The organism is Pseudoflavonifractor gallinarum (assembly GCF_014982855.1).
Classification (GTDB): domain Bacteria; phylum Bacillota; class Clostridia; order Oscillospirales; family Oscillospiraceae; genus Pseudoflavonifractor_A; species Pseudoflavonifractor_A gallinarum.
Genome location: NZ_JADCKF010000010.1, coordinates 67,092 through 90,066 on the forward strand (window position 1 = coordinate 67,092; position 22,975 = coordinate 90,066).

The 22,975-nt window shown below is 61.1% G+C and carries 22 protein-coding genes and 5 tRNA genes; 10 read left to right on the plus strand and 17 right to left on the minus strand.

What is annotated here, in order from left to right; all coding sequences use genetic code 11:
- Positions 1 to 21 precede the first annotated feature (21 nt).
- From INF37_RS11505 to INF37_RS11540, 8 genes are all read right to left on the minus strand, one after another.
- Positions 22 to 96, minus strand: a tRNA-Cys gene (locus INF37_RS11505).
- Positions 97 to 143: 47 nt separating this feature from the next.
- Positions 144 to 219 (minus strand) — tRNA-Gly (locus INF37_RS11510).
- A gap of 55 nt (positions 220 to 274) precedes the next feature.
- A tRNA-Phe gene (locus INF37_RS11515) sits at positions 275 to 350 on the minus strand.
- A 3-nt stretch (positions 351 to 353) separates the two neighbouring features.
- A tRNA-Asp gene (locus INF37_RS11520) sits at positions 354 to 430 on the minus strand.
- Positions 431 to 434: 4 nt separating this feature from the next.
- Positions 435 to 510: transfer RNA gene (locus INF37_RS11525), tRNA-Val, on the minus strand.
- 150 nt (positions 511 to 660) lie between these two features.
- Positions 661 to 1,539, minus strand: coding sequence for an Hsp33 family molecular chaperone HslO (gene hslO / locus INF37_RS11530; RefSeq protein WP_186963635.1), 879 nt, complete (start codon positions 1,537 to 1,539; stop codon positions 661 to 663).
- Between the two features lie 5 nt (positions 1,540 to 1,544).
- Positions 1,545 to 2,297, minus strand: a complete 753-nt coding sequence (locus INF37_RS11535) for a class I SAM-dependent DNA methyltransferase (protein WP_101692947.1) — start codon at positions 2,295 to 2,297, stop codon at positions 1,545 to 1,547.
- A complete protein-coding gene (locus INF37_RS11540) occupies positions 2,284 to 2,595 on the minus strand; it encodes a YerC/YecD family TrpR-related protein (protein ID WP_101692946.1) in 312 nt (103 codons plus the stop codon). Before INF37_RS11540 ends, INF37_RS11535 begins: the two co-directional genes overlap by 14 nt.
- A 190-nt stretch (positions 2,596 to 2,785) precedes the next feature.
- Between INF37_RS11540 and INF37_RS11545 the strand changes: the two genes are divergently transcribed.
- Entirely contained in the window at positions 2,786 to 3,454 is a 669-nt protein-coding gene (locus INF37_RS11545; RefSeq protein WP_193538420.1) for an RsiV family protein, read from the plus strand.
- A gap of 145 nt (positions 3,455 to 3,599) precedes the next feature.
- A complete protein-coding gene (locus INF37_RS11550) occupies positions 3,600 to 4,877 on the plus strand; it encodes an adenylosuccinate synthase (RefSeq protein ID WP_101692944.1) in 1,278 nt (425 codons plus the stop codon).
- A gap of 260 nt (positions 4,878 to 5,137) precedes the next feature.
- Here INF37_RS11550 and INF37_RS11555 read toward each other — a convergent pair whose 3' ends face one another.
- From INF37_RS11555 to INF37_RS11580, 6 genes are all read right to left on the minus strand, one after another.
- Entirely contained in the window at positions 5,138 to 6,139 is a 1,002-nt protein-coding gene (locus tag INF37_RS11555) for an NAD(P)H-dependent glycerol-3-phosphate dehydrogenase (RefSeq protein ID WP_101692943.1), read from the minus strand.
- Positions 6,136 to 6,846 carry a glycerol-3-phosphate acyltransferase gene (locus tag INF37_RS11560; RefSeq protein WP_101692942.1) on the minus strand — a complete coding sequence of 237 codons (711 nt, stop codon included), beginning with the start codon at positions 6,844 to 6,846 and terminating at the stop codon, positions 6,136 to 6,138. The genes INF37_RS11555 and INF37_RS11560 overlap by 4 nt, the downstream gene beginning before the upstream one ends.
- Before the next feature lie 3 nt (positions 6,847 to 6,849).
- Positions 6,850 to 8,175, minus strand: coding sequence for a ribosome biogenesis GTPase Der (gene der / locus INF37_RS11565; protein ID WP_193538421.1), 1,326 nt, complete (start codon positions 8,173 to 8,175; stop codon positions 6,850 to 6,852).
- Positions 8,172 to 9,662 carry a DUF512 domain-containing protein gene (locus tag INF37_RS11570; protein WP_193538423.1) on the minus strand — a complete coding sequence of 497 codons (1,491 nt, stop codon included), beginning with the start codon at positions 9,660 to 9,662 and terminating at the stop codon, positions 8,172 to 8,174. The genes der and INF37_RS11570 overlap by 4 nt, the downstream gene beginning before the upstream one ends.
- A 176-nt stretch (positions 9,663 to 9,838) precedes the next feature.
- Complete coding sequence (gene rpmF, locus INF37_RS11575; RefSeq protein WP_101692939.1) at positions 9,839 to 10,036, minus strand: 50S ribosomal protein L32; 198 nt, start codon at positions 10,034 to 10,036, stop codon at positions 9,839 to 9,841.
- Between the two features lie 44 nt (positions 10,037 to 10,080).
- Entirely contained in the window at positions 10,081 to 10,587 is a 507-nt protein-coding gene (locus INF37_RS11580; RefSeq protein ID WP_101692938.1) for a YceD family protein, read from the minus strand.
- Between the two features lie 272 nt (positions 10,588 to 10,859).
- Between INF37_RS11580 and INF37_RS11585 the strand changes: the two genes are divergently transcribed.
- The 8 genes from INF37_RS11585 to INF37_RS11620 all read left to right on the plus strand — a co-directional run bounded on the left by INF37_RS11585 (position 10,860) and on the right by INF37_RS11620 (position 17,791).
- Complete coding sequence (locus INF37_RS11585) at positions 10,860 to 11,822, plus strand: RluA family pseudouridine synthase (RefSeq protein WP_101692937.1); 963 nt, start codon at positions 10,860 to 10,862, stop codon at positions 11,820 to 11,822.
- Positions 11,823 to 11,996: 174 nt separating this feature from the next.
- Positions 11,997 to 13,184: an ABC transporter ATP-binding protein gene (locus tag INF37_RS11590; RefSeq protein WP_101692936.1), complete on the plus strand. Its 1,188-nt coding sequence runs from the start codon at positions 11,997 to 11,999 to the stop codon at positions 13,182 to 13,184.
- Positions 13,174 to 14,094: an ABC transporter permease gene (locus tag INF37_RS11595; protein WP_193538425.1), complete on the plus strand. Its 921-nt coding sequence runs from the start codon at positions 13,174 to 13,176 to the stop codon at positions 14,092 to 14,094. The genes INF37_RS11590 and INF37_RS11595 overlap by 11 nt, the downstream gene beginning before the upstream one ends.
- Positions 14,091 to 14,954, plus strand: a complete 864-nt coding sequence (locus INF37_RS11600; RefSeq protein ID WP_101692934.1) for an ABC transporter permease — start codon at positions 14,091 to 14,093, stop codon at positions 14,952 to 14,954. The genes INF37_RS11595 and INF37_RS11600 overlap by 4 nt, the downstream gene beginning before the upstream one ends.
- Before the next feature lie 66 nt (positions 14,955 to 15,020).
- Positions 15,021 to 16,106: an ABC transporter substrate-binding protein gene (locus tag INF37_RS11605; RefSeq protein WP_193538427.1), complete on the plus strand. Its 1,086-nt coding sequence runs from the start codon at positions 15,021 to 15,023 to the stop codon at positions 16,104 to 16,106.
- A 132-nt stretch (positions 16,107 to 16,238) separates the two neighbouring features.
- Positions 16,239 to 16,631 (plus strand): thioesterase family protein, encoded by a 393-nt coding sequence (locus INF37_RS11610; protein WP_101692932.1) that lies wholly within the window; start codon positions 16,239 to 16,241, stop codon positions 16,629 to 16,631.
- Positions 16,632 to 16,633: 2 nt separating this feature from the next.
- Positions 16,634 to 17,122, plus strand: coding sequence for a YbaK/EbsC family protein (locus INF37_RS11615; RefSeq protein WP_101692931.1), 489 nt, complete (start codon positions 16,634 to 16,636; stop codon positions 17,120 to 17,122).
- An 81-nt stretch (positions 17,123 to 17,203) separates the two neighbouring features.
- Positions 17,204 to 17,791, plus strand: a complete 588-nt coding sequence (locus INF37_RS11620; RefSeq protein ID WP_101692930.1) for an HdeD family acid-resistance protein — start codon at positions 17,204 to 17,206, stop codon at positions 17,789 to 17,791.
- 74 nt (positions 17,792 to 17,865) lie between these two features.
- Here INF37_RS11620 and INF37_RS11625 read toward each other — a convergent pair whose 3' ends face one another.
- From INF37_RS11625 to INF37_RS11635, 3 genes are all read right to left on the minus strand, one after another.
- Positions 17,866 to 19,977, minus strand: coding sequence for a bifunctional diguanylate cyclase/phosphohydrolase (locus INF37_RS11625; protein WP_193538429.1), 2,112 nt, complete (start codon positions 19,975 to 19,977; stop codon positions 17,866 to 17,868).
- 427 nt (positions 19,978 to 20,404) lie between these two features.
- Complete coding sequence (locus INF37_RS11630; RefSeq protein ID WP_101692928.1) at positions 20,405 to 21,076, minus strand: TIGR03936 family radical SAM-associated protein; 672 nt, start codon at positions 21,074 to 21,076, stop codon at positions 20,405 to 20,407.
- A 27-nt stretch (positions 21,077 to 21,103) separates the two neighbouring features.
- Positions 21,104 to 22,945 (minus strand): TIGR03960 family B12-binding radical SAM protein, encoded by a 1,842-nt coding sequence (locus INF37_RS11635; RefSeq protein WP_101692927.1) that lies wholly within the window; start codon positions 22,943 to 22,945, stop codon positions 21,104 to 21,106.
- Between the last annotated feature and the right edge of the window lie 30 nt (positions 22,946 to 22,975).

Consider the following 22,975-nt stretch of genomic DNA (forward strand, 5'->3'; position numbering starts at 1 on the left):
CTTTGCAGGTGCTTCTTTTTTTGGAGGCGCCACCCAGAATCGAACTGGGGAATAAAGCTTTTGCAGAGCTCTGCCTTACCGCTTGGCTATGGCGCCATATGGAGAACAGCGGAACTGTTCTCTTTTGTATGTACTTTCGTACATGGAGCAGGTGACGAGGCTCGAACTCGCTACCTCCACCTTGGCAAGGTGGCGCTCTACCAGATGAGCTACACCTGCATCGTGCAGACCCTTTCGGGACCCTCTGAGATACAATATGTATCTCAGAGGGTTTTGGTGCCTCCGGCCGGAATCGAACCAGCGACACGGGGATTTTCAGTCCCCTGCTCTACCAACTGAGCTACAGAGGCATATGGCGACGCGGAAGGGACTTGAACCCTCGACCTCCGGCGTGACAGGCCGGCGTTCTAACCAACTGAACTACCGCGCCATACTGGTGGGAACAACAGGGCTCGAACCTGTGACATCATGCTTGTAAGGCATGCGCTCTCCCAGCTGAGCTATGCTCCCTCATTCATTCTCTTTCGCTGTCGTGCCTCACACGACGGATGTTATTATAGCAGGCTTTCCCCGAGATGTCAACCACTTTTTTCATATTTTTTTAAGGCCTTTTTACAGGCCGCCGGGCCGGGTAAAAATCCCGTCCGGCGGCCTGTCCGGTCAGATCTCAGAGAGCAGTTTCTCCAGGTCCTCCCGGCTGTAATGATAGACCGCATCGCAGAACTGGCAGGTGAGCTCCGCACTCCCCTGCTCCTCCAGCAGGGCGGTCAGCTCCTCCCGCCCCATGCTGATCAGGGCGCGGCTGACCCGCTCCCGGCTGCAATAGCAGCGGTACTCCACCGGAGACTCCTCCAGGACCTCCAGCTCGAAATCGCTCAGGACCCGGCGGACCAGCTCCAGCGCGGAGATGCCCTCCTTCAGCGCCGTGGTGACCGGCCCCACCGCATGGACGCCCCGCTCGATCTTGCTGATGACCTCGTCATCCGCGCCGGGCAGGAGCTGGATCAGATATCCGCCCGCGCACAGTACGCTCTGGTCGGTGTCCACCAGCACACCCAGGGCGCAGGCCGAGGGGATCTGCTCGCTCTCCGCGAAATAGGCGGTGATGTCGTCCGCGATCTCCCCCGACAGCAGGCCGATGCTGCCCACATAGGGCTCTTTCAGGCCGATGTCCTTGATGACGGTCAGCGTGCCGTCCACGCCCACCGCCTGGCCCACGTCCAGCTTGCCCGGGACCTTCTCCATCAGCTCCACTTCACCGTTCTGGACATAGCCACGGACATTTCCCTCGCTGTCCGACGTGACCGTGATGGAGCCCAGCGGTCCGCCGCCCTTGATCTGCAAGGTGACGGTGCCGTGCTCCTCCTTGAGCTGATTGCCCATCATGGAGCAGCCCATCAGCGCCCGGCCCAGGGCAGCGGTCGCCACCGGCAGGGTCTTATGGATCTGCCGGGAGCGCTCCACCAGGTCCCGCGCTGAAATGGCACTGGCCTTGATCGGTGCATCTTTGGCCAGCACCCGTACAATTTGATCTGACATATTCCTTATAATTCCTTTCGTGCCACAAAGAAGATCCGCTCTTCCCCTGCCCGGGGCCGGCGCATGATCCGCTCTCCATAGCGTGTGATCTTCCGGAACCCGGCGGCACGGAGCATCTCCTCCAGCTCGTCGGGCTCATAGGCATATTCCTCGTGGAGCTCTTCGCCCCGCTCCCAGAGGCCGTCCTCCGTCCGGCAGAAGAGATCCATGGCGTAGGTGCAGATCCTTCTCCGCTTGGAGTACTCCGCCCGCCAGACGCAGTAGGTGTCCTCCGTCTCGTCCAGAAAGACCTGTCCGTCCAGTCCACGCAGCTTCTCGGGCGTGTTGATGTCAAAGATGAACATGCCCCCCGGCATCAGGAAGAGATGGACCCGCTCAAAGGCCTTGCGCAGCAGCGCCGGACGGGTGACATAGTTCACGCTGTCCAGGCAGCACACGCAGGCGTCGATGGTCCCGTAGAGGTCCAGCCGGTCCATGGACTGATGGAGGAAAATGGGCCGCTCGGCCACTTCCTGCTCCACGCCCTTTTCATTGGCCTGGGCCAGCATCTCCTCCGAGAGATCCACGCCGATCATCTCATAGCCCCGGCGGGCAAGCTCCCAGGTGAGACTGCCCGTGCCGCAGGCCAGATCCAATACCGTATGGATCCCGATCCCGGCACGGGCAAAATGCTTCTCCAGATAGTCGGCCCACTGGGCGTATTTCACATCGGTGGTCAGCTCGTCATAGCACCCGGCCAAAAACTCATAGCTGGCCATTGGCTTTCAGCTTCTCCTTGACGCGGGGAAGAACGGTCTGATAGCCGTCCGCGCCATACTGGAGCGAGCGGTTCACACGGCTGATGGTGGCGCTGCTGGCGCCGGTGCGCTCCAGAATGTCGTTGTAGATCATTCCATCGCTGAGAAGCAGCGCCACTTCAAAGCGCTGCTCCATGGCGCGCAGCTCCGCCATGGTGCACAGGTCGGAGAAGAACTTTTTGCATTCATCCAGATCCTTGAGAGACAAAATGGTCTCATAAAGCAGGTCTCCCTGCTCCTTTTTCATGTTTTTAGGCAAAACGGTTACCTCCCGCTTTTTTAAGCTTGCCCCGTACCGGATCGGCTCAACAACAGGGCCATATGTATTTTACCAAAGTGAATCGGCAAAGTAAACAGGTTTTCCGATTTTTTTCACAGAAACACCTTTTAACATCTCCTCCCATATACTGCGTACAGAGTTTGTTTGAATGAAAAAGGGGGCCTGACCCATGACTTCCATATCCATCCACGGCGGACAGATCCCCATACAGCCCAGCCGCTTTGTGCAGCAGCTGAAGCTGAATGGCGCGCCCGTCCTGCGCATCTCCTGCTGTCTGCCCCGCCTGGTGAGCGACAGCCGGGGCGCGCGCAGGATCAACCGCTACTACCGCCAGCTCTCCGACGCCTGGCGAAGCCGCTGGACCGGCGTCCTCTATACCCGGGCCTGCGCCGCCCAGAAGGCCGCCCTGGCGGAGGGAGCCTCCTTTTCCCCGTGGGAGGCCACATTGGACTATACCCTCACCCTGCAAACCCCGAAGGTCCTCAGTCTGACCTGGCAGGTGGAGGAGAAGCGGTCCGGGGTCCAACGCGCCCAGCAGCACGGGGATACCTGGTCCCTCCTGGATGGGTCCCCCCTTCCCCTGCGCGGCTTCCTGCCAGGGGGACGCCGCTGGAAGCATCGGCTGCTGGAAGAAATTTCGAATCAAATGGCCGCCCGGACCGCCTCGGGTGAGCCCTTCCGCCCCGATTCCGCAGCCATGCTGCGCCGGTATTTTCAGCCGGAGCAGTTCTTTCTCACCCCGGAAGGAGTGACCGTCTGGTTCGCGCCGGACACCCTCGCGGCCCCCTCGGCCGGCGCCCCGCGCTTTTCCTTTTCTGCTGCTGTCACGAAAAAATAAGGTGATTTTTTCGACTTTTACGCCTTGTCATCCCAGAAAAAACGCGATATAATATCACCGCTGTTTTGGGGACAACGTCCGCAGGCAGCGACGTTTGCGCGCGGGAAAAGGCCAATGCGCGAATCCCCGCGGCAGGAGGCTCATTATGGTCAAAGCAATTGTTGGCGCAAACTGGGGCGACGAGGGTAAGGGAAAAATCACCGACCTCTTTGCCGAAAAGTCCGACGTGGTCATCCGCTTTCAGGGCGGTGCCAATGCCGGCCACACCATCATCTGCGACTACGGTAAATTCGCCCTGCATCAGCTCCCCTCGGGCGTCTTTTACCCCCACACCACCAACATCATCGGAAACGGCGTGGCGCTGAATGTCCCCGCGTTTCTCAAGGAACTCAAGACCCTGGAGGACGGCGGCGTCCCCGCTCCCCACGTGATCGTGGATCAGCGCACCCAGCTGCTCATGTCCTACCACATTCTGCTGGACACCTATGAGGAGGAGCGCCTGGCCGGAAAGGCCTTTGGCTCCACCAAGTCCGGTATTGCTCCCTTCTACTCGGACAAATATGCCAAGATCGGCATTCAGGTGGCCGATCTCTACGACGAGGCCCGCCTGAAGGAGCAGCTGGAGCACATCTGCACCCTGAAAAACGTGCTCATGGAGCACCTCTATCACAAGCCCCTCCTGGATCCCAACGCCCTCTTTGAAGAGCTGATGGGCTATCGGGATGGCCTCAAGCCCTATGTGGGCGACGCGGTGACCTATGTCCACCAGGCCCTGGCCGAGGGCAAGGAGATCCTGCTGGAGGGCCAGCTGGGCTCCATGAAGGACCCCAACCTGGGCATCTGCCCCATGACCACCTCCTCCCACACCCTGGCCGGCTTCGGCACGGTGGGCGGCGCGGTGCCTCCCACGGCCATCCGCGACGTGGTGGTGGTCACCAAGGCCTACTCCTCCTCCGTGGGCGCGGGCGCTTTCGTCAGCGAGATCTTCGGCGAGGAGGCCGAGGAGATGCGCCGCCGGGGCGGCGATGCCGGCGAGTACGGCGCCACCACCGGCCGTCCCCGCCGGGTGGGCTGGTTTGACGCCGTGGCCACCAAGTACGGCTGCATGGTCCAGGGTGCCACCCAGGTGGTCCTGACCGCCATCGACTGCCTGGGCTACCTGGATGAGATCAAGGTCTGCACCGGCTACGAGATCGACGGCAAGGTCACCACGGATTTCCCCGTGCCCGCTCTGCTGGAGAAGGCTAAGCCCGTGTACGAGACTCTGCCCGGCTGGAAGTGCGACATGCGGGGCATCACCGATTACAGCCAGTTCCCCCAGGCCGCCAAGGACTATGTGGACTTCCTGGAGCGCCACATCGGCTACCCCATCTCCATTGTCTCCACCGGCCCCAAGCGCCACGAGATCGCCCTGCGCAAGTAATCAAAACGCGAGGATCAAAAAGGCAGACAGCCACAGGCTGTCTGCCTTTTTATGCGTGTCGAAAAACTTCGACACGCTTCTCAAAAATGCAAGCATTTTTTCGAGGGGATACAGCCCCCTGCGTCGCACGCGCAAAGCGCGCACGCTTGTGGGCTGAGAAGTGTTTTTTCCGAGGCACATGTCCTCGGAAAAAACGGATTTGGACCTTCTTTTGCCGCCTGCGGGCGGCAAAACTCTGCCGAGGGCTTTTTTGAAGACCGTTACAGCCAGCTGTCCTCGATCTCGTGCTTTTTGGCCCGGGTCATCAGCTCGGTAATGACTTTACGGGGGTCCTTCCCCTCATAGAGAACGGAGTAGGCCGCCTCGGTAATGGGCATCTCCACCCCCATCTTCTCGGCCAGCTCCTTTCCGGTGGCGGTGGCGTAGTAGCCCTCCACCACCGCGCCGATCTGCTGGATGGCCTCCTGCACCGGGACGCCCTGCCCGATCAGAATGCCGCAGCGGCGGTTGCGGGAGTGCATGGAGGTACAGGTGACGATCAGGTCGCCCACGCCGGTGAGGCCCGCAAAGGTCTCCTTCCGTCCGCCCATGGCCACGCCCAGGCGGGCGATCTCGGTAAGTCCCCGGGTCATCAGGGCCGCCTTGGTGTTGTCGCCGAAGCCCATGCCGTCGCAGCAGCCGGCGCACAGGGCGATGATATTCTTGAGGGCGGCGCCCAGTTCCACGCCCACGATGTCGGGAGAGGTATAGACCCGGAAGCGCTCGTTCATGAAGAGATCCTGCACCAGCTCGGCGGCCTTCTGGTTCCGGGAGGCAGATACCACCGCCGTGGGCACCTTCCGCCCCACCTCCTCCGCGTGGGAGGGACCGCACAGGGCCACCACCGGATGGTCCGGCCCCAGCTCCTGCTCGATGGCGTCGGTGAGGGTCAGGGAGGTGTCCTTCTCAATGCCCTTGGAGACCGATACCACCACGGTTCCGGGGTCCAGGACGCCCTTCAGGCTCCGGGCGGTGGTCCGCACCGCAAAGGACGGGGTGGCAAGAACCACCATGGCGCATCCGCGGACGCAGTTCAGGTCGCTGGTCAGCGCCAGCTCCCGGGGCAGAGGCACGCCCTTGAGCATGGGATTCTCACCTGTCTCCCGCAGGACCCGGGACTCGGCCTCCTGATAGGACCAGAGCGTGACCTCATTTCCGTTTTCCAGCAGCACCATGGCCAGAGCCGTGCCCCAGCCGCCGCTGCCCAATACCGCCGTCTTCATTGGGACCCCTCCTTCTTTTTATGCAGGCTGAATTTGGACTCATTTCCCTGGATCAGACGCTGGATGTTCCCCCGGTGCTTCCAGAGGATCAGTCCGCCGATCAGCGCGGCCAGCAGGGTGAGCGCCACACTGTGGTACACAAACCAGGTGGCGAAGGGGAAGCTGGCCCCCGCCCAGCAGGAGCCCAGGGACACATACTTGGTCAGGATGGCCAGGATCAGGAATCCCCCCCAGACCACCAGCGCAATACGCCAGTCCATCATGATGGCGATGGCACCGCCGGAGAGGATGCCCTTTCCCCCTTTGAACCCAAACATACAGGGGAACATGTGTCCCAGCAGGCACCACAGGCCCGCCCAGTACTTGGCCCCCACCGACAGGCCCGGCCAGCCCACCAGCCACACGGCGAAGAGGGCCAGGCAGATGGCCACGATGGCCTTCACCACATCGGAGAGGATGACCACCAGCGTCAGCTTTCCGCCAAAGACCCGGTGGAAATTGGTCAGGCCCGCGTTGCCGCTGCCGTGATTTCGCACGTCGTTGTGCAGGATATACTTGGACACGATGATCGCTCCGTTGGAGCAGCCCAGGAAGTAGGAGAACACCGCGATGACCACCGCCAGAACGGCCAGCAGGATGGGGTTGGGCAGCGCGTTCATGGCCCAGTCCGGCCCGCCGTTGACCAGCGCGCGAAAGGAGTCCAGCATCCCTTACCCCTCCTTGTCGCTCTTCTGCCGGATGGTGAGACGCACGGGCGTTCCCTCCAGGCCGAACGTGTTGCGGATCTGGTTCTCCAGATAGCGCTGGTAGGAGAAGTGGAAGAGCTTGGCGTCGTTGCAGAAGCAGACAAAGTGGGGCGGACGCACCCCCACCTGGGTCATATAGAAGACCTTCAGGCGGCGGCCCTTGTCGCTGGGGGGCTGCACCCGGGCGGTGGCGTTGGCCAGGAGGGTGTTGAGCATACCGGTGGTGATGCGCATGGCCGCCTGGTCGTTGACATAGTTGATGAGCTCAAAGAGACGGGGGACCCGCTGGCCGGTCAGGGCCGAGATAAAGAGGATGGGCGCGTAGGGCATGTAGGAGAGATCCCGGCGGACCTCCTCCCGCATATGGTCCATGGTCTTGTCGTCCTTCTCCACGGCGTCCCACTTGTTGACCACGATGATGCAAGCCTTGCCCGCCTCGTGGGCCAGACCCGCCACCTTGGTGTCCTGCTCGGTGACGCCCTCGTTGGCGTCGATCAGGATGAGGCACACGTCGCTGCGCTCAATGGCCATGGTGGCCCGCAGGACGGAGAACTTCTCGATGGGATCGTCCACCTTGGACTTCTTCCGCATACCGGCGGTGTCGATGAGCAGGTACTTGCCCTTGTCATTCTCAAAGTAGCTGTCCACCGCGTCCCGGGTGGTGCCCGCCATGTTGGAGACGATGACCCGCTGCTCGCCCAGGATGCGGTTCACCAGGCTGGATTTGCCCACGTTGGGCTTGCCGATGATGGCCACCTTGATGACGTCGTCGTCCAGCTCCTCTTCCTCCTCGGGGGGGAAGTACTCAAAGCAGGCGTCCAGCAGGTCGCCGGTGCCGTGGCCGTGGACGGCCGAGACCGGGATGGGATCGCCCAGACCCAGGTTGTAGAACTCATAGATGTCCGGGTTGGTGTGGCCCACCTGGTCCATCTTGTTGATGGCCAGGACCACCGGCTTGCCCGACTTCAGGAGCATCTTGGCCACCTCGTGGTCGGAGGCGGTGAGTCCGGTCTTGATGTCGCACACGAAGATGATGACCGTGGCGTTCTGGATGGCGATCTCCGCCTGGGCGCGCATGAAGGCCAGGATCTCGTTGTCGGTGCCCGGCTCGATGCCGCCAGTGTCCACGATATTGAATTTGCGGTTGCGCCACTCACACTCGGCGTACAGCCGGTCCCGGGTGACGCCGGGGGTATCCTCCACAATGGACAGCCGCTGTCCGCACAGCTTATTGAACAGCATGGACTTGCCCACGTTGGGCCGGCCCACGATGGCGACTAACGGTTTCATTTCGGCTCACACTCCTCTTCCGTCCGCCGTCTGCGCGGCGGGTTATAGCGGTAATAGTCTTCCGTATCGGTCGGGAAGGCATCCCCCTCCCCGTCGGTTTCCTCATAGGCGTCGTCCCAGGAGTCCTCGTCTTCCTCGTCCTCGCAGGAGACCCACTCCACGGCACCGCCGTCGTCCCAGTCCACGTCAAAGAGAGCATCCAGCAGCGCGCCGCCGTCCTGCTCCACGGGGACCACCGTCACGTGCAGGGCCTCCTCCACCGCCTCGATGGTGGTGTCGTCCAGGAACACGTTCTCCTCATGGCGGAGCATGTTCACCGGGATGAGCAGCCGCTCTCCCAGGGTCCGGTCCCGGAGCTGTTCGATCAGGTCCCTTCCGGTCACCAGTCCGGCCACATTGATATTCTCTCCAAAGAAGTGGTTTACGATGGGGACTACCTGGCCCTGGAGGCCGGGGCATTTCCCGCGGGCCTCCTCCACCAGTTTCTCAATGGTGGGGGCGGCCGCCAGTCCGGTGGCAATGGTAAAGGAGGAGGGCTCCTCGTCCCCCTCCACGCTGAGAAGGGCGGCATGGAACTCACTCTCCAGCAGGCGCAGCATGCCCACGCCGTTTTCCAGCTGGACAAAGCGCTCAAAGCTCTCCTCATCGGGGAGGGGACGGCCCGCCTTCAGATAGAACTCGTCGGAGCACCAGACCATCCGGGTCCCCCGCTCGGCCAGAGAGCGGGCGGCAAAGACCTCCACCTGGTCGATGACCGCGGCCGCGCCCTCGGGCGTATAGGGCTCCAGCTGACACAGGCCCTCCCGGAACTTGGTCAGGCCAACCGGCACCACTGCCACGCTGTTCACGCCCGGCCAGAGGGCGGAGAGCTCCTCCATGGTCTGCTGGAGGGCAGGGCCGTCATTGATGCCCGGGCAGGCCACTACCTGACAGTTCATGGTGATGCCCGCCCCGGCAAAGCGCCGCATGATGTCCAGACACTCCCCGGCCCGGCGGTTTTTCAGCAGCTGCCGGCGCAGCTCCGGATCGGTGGCGTGGACCGAGATGTTGATGGGGCTGACCCGCAGGTCGATGATGCGCTGGATCTCCCGCTCGGACAGGTTGGTCAGCGTGATATAATTCCCCATCAGGAAGGAGAGCCGGGCGTCGTCATCCTTAAAATACAGCGTCTCGCGCATGTTGGGGGGCATCTGGTCCACAAAGCAGAAGATACAGTTGTTGGCGCAGGAGCGGGCCTTATCCATCAGATAGGTCTCAAAATTGAGCCCCAGATCCTCGCCCACGTTCTTCTCCAGGGAGACCGTCCGCTCCGTTCCGTCCGCCGCCCGGAGCACCAGCTCCAGGCTGGGGTCATAGGTATAGAATTTGTAGTCCAGCACATCCACGATGGCGTGTCCGTTTACCTGCGTGACCGTCTCACCCGGGCGCAGGCCCGCCCGGTGGGCCGGACTGCCCGGATCGATGCTCTGGATCTTTGTCAGGCTCATAGCGCTCCCTCACTCTCCCCCGCCGCCGGACCGCCCAGCGGCCCAACGGTGAAGGGGACATATATAGATACATTGTAATACAGACCCGGAAAAGCCGCAAGTACTCTCTGGTGTGATCTTCCATTTCCGGGCAAAAAGAAAGAGGGGACACTTCCCCTCTCCTCTTTTCAGGCTATTTACTTCGCCTCGGCCACAGCCTCGGTCTTGCCGAACTCATGGCCGTTGTAGCTCAGGCAGGACTTGCACATCCGATGCGGGAGCCGGAACGCACCGCACTTGGGGCAGGTGGTGATGCCGGGGGTCTCCAGCTTCCAAACGGAGCTACGGCGCTTGTTACGGCGCTGCTTGGACACTTTACTCTTAGGGACTGCCATTTATGACACCTCCTTAGGTCAATGCCCTGGCCGGGCAATATTTCTCAGTCATCAGACTCTTTATCCAACAGCTGTGCGAGGACAGCAAAACGTGGATCAACTTCAGCCCTGCACTGGCAGGGGCCGTCGTTCAGATTGGCGCCGCACTTGGGGCACAGCCCCTTGCACTCCTCCGAACAGACGTGCTTGGGTTCCATTGCGAGGACCAGATCGGTGGTGAAGACCTCTTCCAGGTCCAGCTCTCCGCCGTCCAGCAGCAGGATGTCGTCGTTCTCCTCATCCTCCAGCGTCTCAGCCAGCAGATGCTCCACCGGGAGGACCAGTTCCTCCGAGAAGGGCTTGAGGCAGCGGTCACAGACCACTTCCAGCGTGGTATGGGCCTCCCCCTCCAGCACCAGAGCCCCGGCCTGATTGCGGACCTGGCCGGAGACCTCCACCGGATGGGCGAAGGGCTTGCTTCCGAAAAAGTCCAGCTCAGAGAGCTCCAATTGGAAGGAGAAGGGCACGCTGGCGCCCGGCTGATGGATGATGTCGCGGAGATTCAGTCGCATGGCACACCTCTCACAATGTCACAGCAGACATTATAACGAATACTACGGATATTGTCAAATACTTTTTCGCAAAAAATCCGTATTTTTTCATAGGACGGTAAGCTGTACTACTTTACGCCCGCCGTCCCGTATATCATAGCACATTCTTTTGGGGGAATGCAACCCCCAAAGGTGTACGAAGAACCTTTGCGCTCAGGGGGATTTTATGCTATACTCGTACCAATTGCAAGACCACCGGGCCCCTCTCCGGCCCGCTACTGTGAGGATCACCTATGAAAGAGTTTACCATCGGCAAGAATGACGCGGGTCAGCGGCTGGACCGCTGGCTGGCCAAGACCCTTCCCCTCCTCCCCGCTCCCCTGGCCCAGAAGTACATCCGCCTCAAGCGGGTGAAGGTCAACGGAAAGGGCTCCAAGCGGGATGTCCGTCTCCAGGTGGGGGATCTCCTTCAACTATATATCAATGACGAGTTCTTTGACGCCCCCACGCCGGAGAATGCCTTTCTCTCGGTGTTCAAGCCCCATCTGGACCTGGTCTATGAGGACGAAAACCTTCTTCTGGTCAACAAGCGTCCCGGCCTGGTGGTCCACCCGGATGAGCATGAGCGGGTCAACACCCTCATCACCCACATCCAGGCCTACCTTTATCAAAAGAAGGAGTGGAGCCCCTATTGGGAAAACTCCTTCGCCCCCGCCCTGTGCAACCGCATCGACCGGAACACCGGCGGCATCGTCATTGCCGCCAAAAACGCCGAGACCCTGCGCATCATGAACCAGAAGATCAAGGACCGGGAGCTCTCCAAGTACTATCTGGCCATTATCCATGGCAGGATGAACCCGCCCAGCGGCAAGCTGGAGGGATTTATCCTCAAGGACGAGAGCAAGAAGCAGGTCCGGGTCTTTGACCACCCCATCCCGGGCGGAAAGACGGCCGCCACGGTCTACAAGACGTTAAAGGTGAAGGGAGGGCTCTCCCTGGTGGAGTGCGACCTGCTCACCGGCCGGACCCACCAGATCCGCGCCCAGTTTGCCGCCGCGGGCCACCCCCTCCTGGGCGACGGCAAGTACGGCCGGGAGCGGGACAACAAGCAGTACGGGCGCTCCTTCCAGGCCCTCTACTCCTACCGGCTCTCCTTTGACTTCACCACCGACGGGGGGCTTCTGGAGTATCTCAACGGCCGCTCCTTCCAGGTGGAGCACGTGGACTTTGTGGACGAGTACTTTGGAGACAAGTGAACACACTTTATCCATTCTGTTCCACCAGCTTCCGCCCCAGGTAAAGACTCTGAAAAAAATGTCGATTCATATTGACATTTCCCACAGAAACAGATATAGTTGTCTCGACACAAAGGGGCGTACCCATTCGCCGGATGGGTACGCCTCTATTTCGACTGAAATGGGGGAGGATACATGGCTAAGGAGCTGATCCGCCTGTCCGACTGCTTTGTCCAGTTTGACGACGACATCATCTTGGATCACATCAATCTCTACATCAATGACAAAGAATTTTTGACACTGCTTGGTCCCAGCGGCTGCGGCAAAACGACGACCCTGCGCCTCATCGGCGGGTTTTTGAAACCCACTTCCGGAGAGGTGCTTTTTGACGGTGCCAAAATCAATGATGTGCCCCCCCACAAGCGGGCGGTCAACACGGTGTTCCAGAAGTACGCCCTCTTCCCGCACCTGAACGTCTTTGAAAATATCGCGTTCGGCCTGCGCATCCCCAAGACCGAATCGGACGGAAAGAAGCAGCGGAAGATCAAGCTGTCCGAGGAAGAGATCCAGCGCCGTGTCATGGAGATGCTCGAGGTGGTCAACCTCAAGGGATTCGAGAAACGCTCCATTGCCTCCCTTTCCGGCGGCCAGCAGCAGCGCGTTTCCATCGCCCGCGCCCTGGTCAACCAGCCCAAGGTCCTCCTCCTGGACGAGCCTCTGGGCGCCCTGGACCTGCGCCTGCGCAAGGACATGCAGAACGAACTCAAGCGCATCCAGCAGCAGATGGGCATCACCTTTATCTATGTCACCCACGATCAGGAAGAGGCTCTCGCCATGTCCGACACCGTGGTGGTCATGGACGGCGGCAAGATCCAGCAGATCGGCACCCCCGAGGACATCTATAACGAGCCCAAAAACGCCTTTGTGGCCGACTTCATCGGCGAGTCCAACATCATCGACGGCATCATGCGCGCCGACGGCGTGGTGGAGATCTTCAACCGGAAGTTCCAGTGCCTGGACAAGGGCTTTGCAAAGGACGAGCCGGTGGATGTGGTCATCCGCCCCGAGGACATCGACATCGTCCCCGAGAGCGAAGGCCAGCTCCGCGGCACCGTGACCAACGTGACCTTCAAGGGCGTCCACTACGACATCATCGTGGATTTCTACGGGTTCAAGTGGCTCATCCAGACCACCGATTTCTGCCCGGTGGGCGCCGTGATCGGAATCAAGATCGATCCCGACGGCATCCATGTCATGAAGAAGAGTCAGTACTCCGGCATGTTCGGCGATTACAGCTCTTACAGTGAGGAGTACGAGGAGATCAGCGACGCGGACTATGATCCTGACGCCGAGGAGGAGCAGGAGGAAGGCGATGAAGAATAGGCTCTCCCTTCTGGCCGGCCCCTATGTGGTGTGGATGGCCCTCTTCGTGGTCGCCCCCATTTTCCTGGTGGTCATTTATGCCTTCTCCAGCGCGGGAGGCGGCTTTACCCTGGATAACTTCGCCAAGATGAGCACCTACTGGGTGGTGTTCGTTCGCTCCTTCGAGCTGGCGCTCATCGCCACCTTTATCTGCCTGCTCATCGGCTACCCCCTGGCCTACATCATGGCCAAGGAGGGCCCCGGCTTTCAGCGGATCGCCATGGTCCTCATCATGCTCCCCATGTGGATGAACTTCCTGCTGCGCACCTACGCCTGGATGTCCATCCTGGAGAATACGGGTCTCCTCAATCAGTTCTTCCAGGCGGTGGGCATCATCGATCTGGGCAATCTGATCAACGGCTGGCTCAACAATCTGTGTGCCGGGCTCAACGACCTTCTGGGTCTCTCCCTCAACACCGCCCGGGACACCAACATGGAATACTTCAAGATGATCAACACCTCCGGGGCGGTGGTGCTGGGCATGGTGTACAACTATCTGCCCTTCATGGTCCTCCCCATCTACTCGGTCATCATGAAGCTGGACCACTCCCTGCTGGAGGCCGCCCGGGACCTAGGCGCCAGCACTGGCCGGGTCTTCCGGAAGGTCATCTTCCCCCTCAGCCTGCCCGGCGTGCTCTCCGGCATCACGATGGTGTTCGTACCCTCGGTGTCCACCTTTGCCATCTCCCGCCTGCTGGGCGGCGGCAACGAGCTGCTGCTGGGCGACCTCATCGAGCGGCAGTTCCTGGGCTCCGCCTACAACGCCCAGCTGGGCTCCGCCATCTCCCTGGTCATGATGCTGGTGGTACTGATCTGTATGTATGTGATGAATCGCTTCGGTGAGGGCGAGGAACAGGCGGTGATGCTATGAAACAGCGCAGCTCCATCCTGGACCGCCTGTTCATGGGCCTGGTCTTCTTCTTCCTGTACGCCCCCATCTTCCTGCTCATCATCTTCTCCTTCAACGACTCCAAGAGCCGGACTGTGTGGCAGGGCTTCACCCTGGACTGGTACGTGGAGCTCTTTCAGGACAGCGCTATCATGAGCTCCATCTACACCACCCTGCTGGTCTCGGTGATCGCCACGGTGGTGGCCACGGTGGCCGGCACCTTTGCCGCCATCGGCTTCTACAACATGCGCCGGCGCTGGCGCAACCCCCTCATCACCATCAACAACATTCCCATGATGAGTGCGGAGATCGTGATGGGCGTGTCCCTGTGCCTCTTCTTCGTGGCCGCCTTCGGCCTCTTCGGTACGGCGGCCCAGTGGCTCAACAACACCCTGGGCACCAACCTCCCCACCCGGTATTATCTGGGCTTCCCCACTCTGCTGATTGCCCACATCACCTTCAATACCCCCTATGTGGTGCTGGCGGTGATGCCCAAGCTCCAGCAGATGGACAAGCACCTGGTGGAGGCCGCCCAGGACCTGGGTTGCACCTGGCGCCAGGCCTTCTGGAAGGTCATTATCCCCGAGATCAAGCCCGGCATCGTCAACGGTATGCTCATCGCCTTTACCATGAGCGTGGATGACTTTGTCATCAGCTACTTCACAGCCGGCTCCTCGACTTCCACCCTGGCCATGACCATCTACGGCATGACCAAAAAGCGCATCAGCCCCAAGATCAACGCCGTGTCCACCCTGCTCTTTGTGACCGTGCTGATCCTGCTGGTGATCGTCAATGTGCGCGAGGCGCACCAGGCCAAGGCCAAGAATGCCGCCCGGTCCTGATTTCCCCGTTCTCCCGGCCGCGGTATGGCCCTGAGATAAATCTACCCACACTGGAGGAATGATCAATTGAAAAAGAAGCTTGCCTTGACGCTGACCCTCACTGTAACCACCGCCCTGCTGGCCGGATGCTCCGGCGGCGGGAACTCCGCAGACGCCCGGGTGGTCAATGTGTGCGGCTGGGGCGAGAATATCGAGCCCGAACTGATCGACCAGTTCGAAGAAGAGACCGGTATCAAGGTCAACTATCAGACCGCTGAGAGCAACGAGGCCATGTACGCCCTCATCAAGAACGGCGGCGCCAACTATGACGTCATCGTTCCCTCGGACTACATGATCTCCCAGATGATCGAAGAGGATATGCTGGCCGAACTCAACTTCGACAACATTCCCAACTTCTCTCTCGTGGATGACCGGTTCAAGAATCTGAGTTATGACCCGGAGAACAAGTACACCGTCCCCTACACCTGGGGCACTCTGGGTATTATCTATAACTCTGATGTGGTGAAAGAGGACGTGACCAGCTGGGACATCATGTTTGATCCCGCCTATGCCGGTCAGACCGCGATGATCAACAATCCCCGGGACGCTCTGGGCATCGCGCTGATGAAGCTGGGCTACTCCATCAACACCACGGATGAGAACGAGATCCGGGAGGCCTATCAGCTCATCGCCGATGCCAAGAACAACGGCGTGTACCAGGGCTTCTTCATGGACGAGATCTATGACAAGATGGAGGGCGGCGAGACCTCCGTGTGCACCTACTACGCCGGCGACTATCTGGTCATGTATGAGAACAACCCCAGCCTGCGCTGGGCCGTGCCCGAGAATGGCTCCAACTGGTTTGTGGACGCCATGTGCGTACTGAAGGACGCTGAGCACAAGGAGGAGGCCGAGGCCTGGATCAACTTCATCACCTCCACCGAGGCCTCTCTGGCGAACATGGACTTCATCTGGTACTCCACTCCCAACAAGGAGGCGCTGGAGCAGTATCCCGCCTACTATGAGGAGCAGAATGGCGAGCCTCTGGACCCCGCCCTGTACGAGGTCATGGCCGCGCCCCAGGAGATCCTGGACAAGTGTGAGTCCTACCTGGGCCTCCCCGAAGAGACCCGCACCCTGTATAACGACCTGTGGAATGAGCTGGGCATCTGATCGCCCTCCCCTTCCCTCTGAAAGCCGCCGTCTCCCTCAAACGGGAGACGGCGGCTTTTTCTTTTCTCGCGCCTTGCAAAGGGTGGCGAAACCGTGTACAATATTTGGTAATGATAAGGAGTGTGATGTTTTATGTCGCTTCAAATCGGCTGTAAGGGCCGTGCCGAGACCGTTGTCACCATGGAGAACACCGCCGCCGCCGTGGGCAGCGGCCTCCTCCCCGTCTTTGCCACTCCCTCCATGGTGGCGCTGATGGAAAATGCCGCGGTCAACGCCTGTGAGGGCGGCCTGGAAGAGGGCCAGGGCAGCGTGGGGACCTGCCTGAACATTACCCATGACGCCGCCACCCCCATCGGCCAGAAGGTCTACGCCGAGGCCGAGCTCACCGCAATCGACGGCCGAAAGCTCACCTTTTCTGTCCGCGCCTATGACGAGGCAGGCCCCATCGGCGGCGGGACCCATGAGCGGTTCCTCATCATGAATGAGCGCTTTCTCGCCAAGGCCCAGAGCCGGGGAGGGAACTGACCATGTCCATTCAGCAGTGCCGCGCGTTCTTCCGCACCCTGGGCCGGGAGGAGGACATTCTGGAATTTGACGTCTCCAGTGCCACGGTGGAGCTGGCCGCCCAGGCAGTGGGCGTGGCGCCCGCCCGGATCGCCAAGACTCTCTCCTTCCTGGTGGACGGTAAGTGCGTGCTCCTGGTCTGTGCCGGTGACGCCAAGGTGGATAACACCAAGTTCAAAGCCCAGTTCCACACCAAAGCCAAAATGCTCACCCCGGAGCAGGTGGAGGCCTTCACCGGCCACGCGGTGGGCGGTGTGTGCCCCTTCGGCATTACCAACCCGGATGTCACCACGTACCTGGACCGCTCCCTCCAGCGGTTTGAGACGGTCTATCCCGCCGCGGGCAGCGCCAATTCCGCCATCCAGCTGACCTGCGAGGAGCTGGCCGAGTACGCCCACAGCGCGGGCTGGGTGGATCTGTGCAAAAATTGGGAGGGCGCTCCCACCGAGTGAGCGCGGAGTATCCCGCCTTTTGGCACATACTAACCGCAACCCCTTCGCTGGTTTTACGGATGCATGAAAGGATGTCGTACCATGGTTGATACGCTGAAACGGGCCAGAGTCAGTTTTCTCCTGGCCTCCGTCCTCTATGTGATCCTCGGTCTGGTCCTTTTGATCTGGCCGGGTGTGGGCGGCGTGGCCCTGTGCCGCCTTCTGGGCGCTGCCTTGCTCCTCTACGGGCTGGTGACCATTGTCGGGTTCCTCCTCCGGGACCGGGAGATGGGCGGCTTCCGTCTGGAGCTCCTCTTCGGCATCATCGCCGCCGCCACCGGACTCTTCTTTCTTCTCCAGCCGCTGGCCGTCTTTTCCATCCTCTCCATGGTCATGGGCGTGTATGTGATCATTGACAGTCTGGTGGCCCTGAACCGGGTCCGCGCCCTCTACCGGATGGAATATCCCTACTGGTGGGTCTCCCTCCTGCTGACGATCCTGGGCGTCGTCCTGGGTGCGGTCCTCCTGTGGCGGCCCTTTGTGGCGGCGGAGGCGGTGGCCATGCTCATCGGCGCCGTGTTCCTCTTCCTGGGCCTTGCCGATCTGTGGTCCATCTGGAAGCTCTCCCGGCTGACGAAGGCCCTGCGGGAGACCCTCCCCATCGAAGTGGACCCCATTGATCTGGAGTAAGCTATCCCCTATCCCCCACAAAAAAATCACCCCGAATCCGGCGCGTCTGCCCGGGTTCGGGGTGATTTGTTCTGCTATGACAGTTTCTCCGGCGGGGCGTAGAAGCTCACCTGTCCGCGCCCGGCGCGCTTGGACTGATAGAGGGCCTGGTCCGCCTTGCGCAGCAGATCGTCAAACTCCTGGCCGTCTTTCGGGTAGAAGGCCACGCCGATGCTGCAGCTGATCTCCAGCGGCTCCCGCGCGCAGGCGATTTGAAGGTGCTGGCGGCAGAGCTGCTTGAGCTTTTCCCGGACAAAGGTGGGATCTCCCATATTCTTCATTACCACCAGGAACTCATCCCCGCCAAACCGGGACACGATGTCGTCCGGCCGGAACAGGCGGCGGATGCTCTGCCCGAAGGCGGTGAGGATCTGGTCTCCCGCCTCATGCCCCATGGTGTCGTTGAGGCTCTTGAAGTGATCAATGTCCATAAAGGCCACGGTCAGCGGCGTGTGGGTGTTCTTCCCCTCCAGCAGCAGCTCCTCAAAGAGGATATGGGCGCCCGCCCGGTTGTAGAGCTGGGTCAGGGCGTCCGTATTGGCCCGCTTCTGCCACTCGGTGGCCTCCCGCTTGATGCGGTTGATGTTGGTCAGCTTCCCCACATAGCCCAGCTCCCGCGTCCGGTCCCGGTGGTCCAGAATCACATGGAGGACCAGGTGGAACCAGGGCCGCGTCCCGTCCGGCAGGGGCAGGCGCAGGTCCATCTCCATCTCCGGCACCGCCCAGGTCAGCCGGTTCCGGCACCGGATCAGGGCCTCATACTCCTCCGGGTAGAAGGTACGGGCCGAGGGGCGGTATTTGCTGTACTCGCTGATGTAAGCGGGCACCTGGAAGACACGGCAGAATTTTTCGCTGAACTCCATGGAGTCGAAGAGCTGATTGTAGGTAAAGACCATGTCCTCGGAGAGCTCGGCAATGATGCGGTACTTCTCCTGCTCCAGCAGGAAGAGGGTCTGGGCCTCGCTGCGCTGGGCGCTCTCCTTCTCCTCCTGCACAGGGCTTGCCGCAGCGGGCTCCGCCGGGGCGGCCACACGGGCCTTGGGGCGCTCCTCCGGCGGCTCCTCGGCCGCCTCCCCGCTCACCTCCGCGATCAGCCGGACGGCCACCCGGCGCAGGGAGGCCAGGATCTTGGGGTTGAAGGCGCCGCACTCCCCTTCCAGGATCATCCGGACGGCCTCCTCCGCGGCGTAGGCCGGCTTATAGACCCGCCGGCTCACCAGCGCCTCGTAGACGTCCGCAATGGACACCGCCTGGACCCAGATGGGGATCTCCTCCCCCTTGAGCCCGTCCGGATAGCCCTCGCCGTCCCACCGCTCATGGTGGTGCCGGCAGATCTCATAAAAATACCGCTGCACCCGCTCACCCTGGGGGAAGATGATGTGCCGCACCAGCTCCCCGCCGTAGATCGTGTGGGCCTTCATGCGCTCAAACTCGTCCGCCGTCAGCCGTCCGTCCTTGGTCAGGATGTTTTCGGGCACGGCGATCTTGCCGATGTCGTGCATGATGGAGAGCTCGGATATGGCATCCGTCTGCTCCTGGGTCAGTCCATACTCGGGATAGTGCTCCATCACATCCAGAAGCAGCAGCCGGGTGACCTGCCGGATGCGGCGGACATGAAAGCCCGAGTCGCAGTTGCGAAACTCAATGGCCGCGCTCAGGGCCTCCATGATGGATTTGTTGGTCTGGCGCAGCCGCTCCTCCTGCTCCCGGATGCGGGCGGTCTGCTCCAGCACCACGCGCTCCAGCTCAAACCGGTGGCGGTAGAGCTCCACCATATTGGCCACCCGGCGCTTGACCACCTCGGGCTTGAGGGGACGGACCAGAATATCCGCCACACCCAGCTCATAGCCCCGGGCCATGGTCTCGTCCGACTCCTCCTCGGTCACCAGGAAGACCGGGATATTGTTCAGCCATCCCTTACTCTGCATGATCTGCAGTACATCCAGCCCATCGATCCCGGGCATTCCCTCATCCAGGAGAATGGCTACCAGCTGTGTAAAATAGGTCTCTGTCATCTGGAGGGCTTCGTTTCCATCGGCGGCCTCAATGACCTCATATGCTGAAGCAAGTACCTTACGCAGTGCCACACGATGCTCCGCACAGTCATCCACCAGCAGAACCGTTGTTCTCTCCCGCAACTCACTCACGCCCTTTTCTTCCATCCGGCAAACCGGATCTATGGAAAGGTAAGAATATCCATTTGTTTTATTGTATCTTACTTTTCCTCGTTAGACAAGAAGAAACTGCCCATTTGACCTCTTTCGATGAAAAAAGACTTCCTCTCCGCGGAGAGGAAGTCTTTTGAAGCGTGTCGAAAAAGTTCGACACGCTTCTCAAAAATGCAGGCATTTTTTCGAGGGGAGGCAGCCCGCTGCGCGCACTCGCTGGCGCTCGCACACTTGCGGTCTGAGAAGTGTGTTTTCCGACGTGCGCGCCGCCGGAAAACACGATTTCAACCTTCTTTCGCCGCCTGCGGGCGGCGAAACTCTTGCCGAGGGCTTTTCCCCGCGCAAAAAGACGAGGACCTCTTGGCAAGAACCTTCTTCGACCGCCTGTTGACAATTGACTAGGCTGTCATTCCCAGACCTGCATCCCTTCATCCAGCACGCTGCGCCGGTGGAAGAGGGCAAAATCCGGCGCCGCCTCGGGGCACTCGCTGCGGATGGCGGACACGATGAGCTCCGGGTTGAGGCCCGGGTTCTGGGCCCGGAGGATCAGGTCCAGCGTCACGCTGTCCCGGCGCTCCTCCACAGTGGCCTTGTGAATCAGGGGGATGAGGTCCACCTCGGTAAAGCCGCTCTTGGCCTTCTTGGAGCGCTTGCGCACCACCAGGCTCTCCCGGGAGAGGAGCTCCTGAATGGCGGTGTCCGCGCCGAAGGGGGCCCCCGCCTCATACTCCAGCGTCACGATATAGTTGACATAGGCCAGTTCCTTTACGGCCCGCTGGGCCTCGTAGCAGCGCTTGACCTCGATTCCCGCGGGCAGGACGGCGTTCATCCGCTCAGGGACCCGCTCCAGGTCGGGATTTTCTCCCAGAATCTGGCACTCCAGCACCTCGCACACGCTGGAGTAGCCCACCGACAGGGGCAGCGGGATGGACACGAACGCGTGGGGATGGAATCCCTCCGTATGCTTGATGGGAATATCCGCCCGGAGGAAGGCCCGCTGGAAGGTGCGCATCAGGTCCAGATGGGAGATAAATTTGGCTGTATCCAATTTGGAAAAGGCCAGTCTATGGGTCGTCATAGGCCGATCCACTCCTTTATTCCGAAATTAACACTCGGCGTCGCACACGCCTCCGGGGTAGAGCTTGTCCGCGCCGCAGCCGGTGCACTGCTTCCGGCAGTCGGGGGTGATGACCCCGCGGTAGGCCTGCTCCCGCTCCCGCCAGAGGAAGCGGCTGCTCACTCCCACCGAGGTGGTGCTCCAGGGCAGGAGCTCGTCCTTGTCCCGGACACGGTTTGCATAGAAGGCCGGGTCGATGCCGCACTCGGCAAAGGCCTCCATCCAGCGGTCGTAGTTGAAATACTCGTCCCAGGTGTCGAACTTTGCGCCCTTGCGCCATACCGTCTCCAGCAGATCGGCCAGACGGCGGTCGCCCCGGGCCAGCACCGCCTCCAGCACGCTGGTCTCCGGGTCGTGCCAGTGGTAGGCGATGGAGCGTCCCCGCATGTGATCCCGCAGGAGCTTGACCCGGCGCTCATACTCCTCCCGGCTGATCTGGGCCTCCCACTGGAAGGCCGTATGGGGCTTGGGCACAAAGAACGCGGTGGAGACCGTGATCTTCACGCCCCGGCTCCGGTTGGGGGTGACCTCCCGCCAGGTGTGGTAGACCTTTTCCGCCAGGTCGGCGATGCCCAGCACGTCCTCGTCGGTCTCGGTGGGCAGGCCCAGCATGAAGTAGAGCTTTACGGTGGACCAGCCCCCCGCAAAGGCCGTGCGGCAGAAGTTGAGGATGTCCTCCTCCGTGACGTTCTTGTTGATGACGTCCCGCAGGCGCTGGGTACCCGCCTCGGGCGCGAAGGTCAAACCGGTCTTGCGGCCGTGCTGGAGCCGCTCCATCAGATTCCAGGAGAAGTTGTCCGCCCGCAGGGAGGGCAGGGACAGGCTCACCCCGTTGGGATCGCACCACTCCTGAAGGCCGTCGCACAGGTCCAGCAGGCGGCGGTAATCACTGGTGGAGAGGGACGAGAGGGTCATCTCCTGATAGCCCGAGTTCTTGCAGGACTCAATGCCCTGCTGCACCAGAAGGGCGGGGTCCTTGGCGCGCACCGGGCGGTAGGCGTATCCCGCCTGGCAGAAGCGGCAGCCGCGGATGCAGCCCCGGAAGACCTCCAGCATGACCCGGTCGTGCACGATCTCGGTGGAGGGCACGATGGTCTTGGTGGGGAAATAGGAGCGGTTCAGGTCCTGCACGATCCGCTTGGTCACGGTGGCAGGGGCCCCCTTGGTGGGGGTGATGGACTTGACCGTGCCGTCCTCGTTGTATTCCACCTCATAGAGGGAGGGGACATAGAGACCGGGGATCTGGGCGGCAGCCACCAGCAGCTCCTCCTTGGTCCAGCACTCCTCCCGGGCCTTCCGGTAGAGCTCGATGAGCTCCACCGTCACATCCTCGCCCTCGCCCAGGGAGAAGATGTCGATAAAAGGAGCCAGCGGCTCGGCGTTGAAGGCGCAGGTGCCCCCGGCGATAATGAGGGGGGCAAACTCATCCCGGTCGGCGCTGCGCAGGGGCAGCCCGGCCAGGTCCAGCATGTTGAGCACATTGGTGTAGGCCATCTCATAGCCCAGGGAGAAGCCGATGATGTCAAAGTCGGCAATGGAGTCTCCGCTCTCCAGTCCGTAGAGGGGGATGCCCTCCCGGCGCATCTCCTCCTCCATATCCCCCCAGGGGGCAAAGACCCGCTCGCACCAGACACCCTTCATCTCGTTCATCACGCCGTAGAGAATGCGCACACCCAGGTTGGACATGCCGATCTCATAGGTATCCGGGAAGCAGAGGGCCACACGGGTATCCACCTGATCCCGATCCTTGACCACCGCATTATATTCTCCGCCCGTATAGCGCGCAGGCTTCTGCACGCGTGGCAGGATATGCTCCAAAGTACGATTCATAGCCGAACTACCGTCGCTTTCTTTTCCCAA

Excerpts from the sequence above, each read along its gene's own strand:
- hslO (WP_186963635.1), bottom strand. The coding sequence starts at position 1,539 with ATGTCAGATCAAATTGTACGGGTGCTGGCCAAAGATGCACCGATCAAG.
- INF37_RS11535 (WP_101692947.1), bottom strand. The coding sequence starts at position 2,297 with ATGGCCAGCTATGAGTTTTTGGCCGGGTGCTATGACGAGCTGACCACC.
- INF37_RS11545 (WP_193538420.1), top strand. The coding sequence starts at position 2,786 with ATGACTTCCATATCCATCCACGGCGGACAGATCCCCATACAGCCCAGC.
- INF37_RS11550 (WP_101692944.1), top strand. The coding sequence starts at position 3,600 with ATGGTCAAAGCAATTGTTGGCGCAAACTGGGGCGACGAGGGTAAGGGA.
- INF37_RS11555 (WP_101692943.1), bottom strand. The coding sequence starts at position 6,139 with ATGAAGACGGCGGTATTGGGCAGCGGCGGCTGGGGCACGGCTCTGGCC.
- INF37_RS11560 (WP_101692942.1), bottom strand. The coding sequence starts at position 6,846 with ATGCTGGACTCCTTTCGCGCGCTGGTCAACGGCGGGCCGGACTGGGCC.
- der (WP_193538421.1), bottom strand. The coding sequence starts at position 8,175 with ATGAAACCGTTAGTCGCCATCGTGGGCCGGCCCAACGTGGGCAAGTCC.
- INF37_RS11570 (WP_193538423.1), bottom strand. The coding sequence starts at position 9,662 with ATGAGCCTGACAAAGATCCAGAGCATCGATCCGGGCAGTCCGGCCCAC.
- rpmF (WP_101692939.1), bottom strand. The coding sequence starts at position 10,036 with ATGGCAGTCCCTAAGAGTAAAGTGTCCAAGCAGCGCCGTAACAAGCGC.
- INF37_RS11580 (WP_101692938.1), bottom strand. The coding sequence starts at position 10,587 with ATGCGACTGAATCTCCGCGACATCATCCATCAGCCGGGCGCCAGCGTG.
- INF37_RS11585 (WP_101692937.1), top strand. The coding sequence starts at position 10,860 with ATGAAAGAGTTTACCATCGGCAAGAATGACGCGGGTCAGCGGCTGGAC.
- INF37_RS11590 (WP_101692936.1), top strand. The coding sequence starts at position 11,997 with ATGGCTAAGGAGCTGATCCGCCTGTCCGACTGCTTTGTCCAGTTTGAC.
- INF37_RS11595 (WP_193538425.1), top strand. The coding sequence starts at position 13,174 with ATGAAGAATAGGCTCTCCCTTCTGGCCGGCCCCTATGTGGTGTGGATG.
- INF37_RS11600 (WP_101692934.1), top strand. The coding sequence starts at position 14,091 with ATGAAACAGCGCAGCTCCATCCTGGACCGCCTGTTCATGGGCCTGGTC.
- INF37_RS11610 (WP_101692932.1), top strand. The coding sequence starts at position 16,239 with ATGTCGCTTCAAATCGGCTGTAAGGGCCGTGCCGAGACCGTTGTCACC.
- INF37_RS11615 (WP_101692931.1), top strand. The coding sequence starts at position 16,634 with ATGTCCATTCAGCAGTGCCGCGCGTTCTTCCGCACCCTGGGCCGGGAG.
- INF37_RS11620 (WP_101692930.1), top strand. The coding sequence starts at position 17,204 with ATGGTTGATACGCTGAAACGGGCCAGAGTCAGTTTTCTCCTGGCCTCC.
- INF37_RS11630 (WP_101692928.1), bottom strand. The coding sequence starts at position 21,076 with ATGACGACCCATAGACTGGCCTTTTCCAAATTGGATACAGCCAAATTT.
- INF37_RS11635 (WP_101692927.1), bottom strand. The coding sequence starts at position 22,945 with ATGAATCGTACTTTGGAGCATATCCTGCCACGCGTGCAGAAGCCTGCG.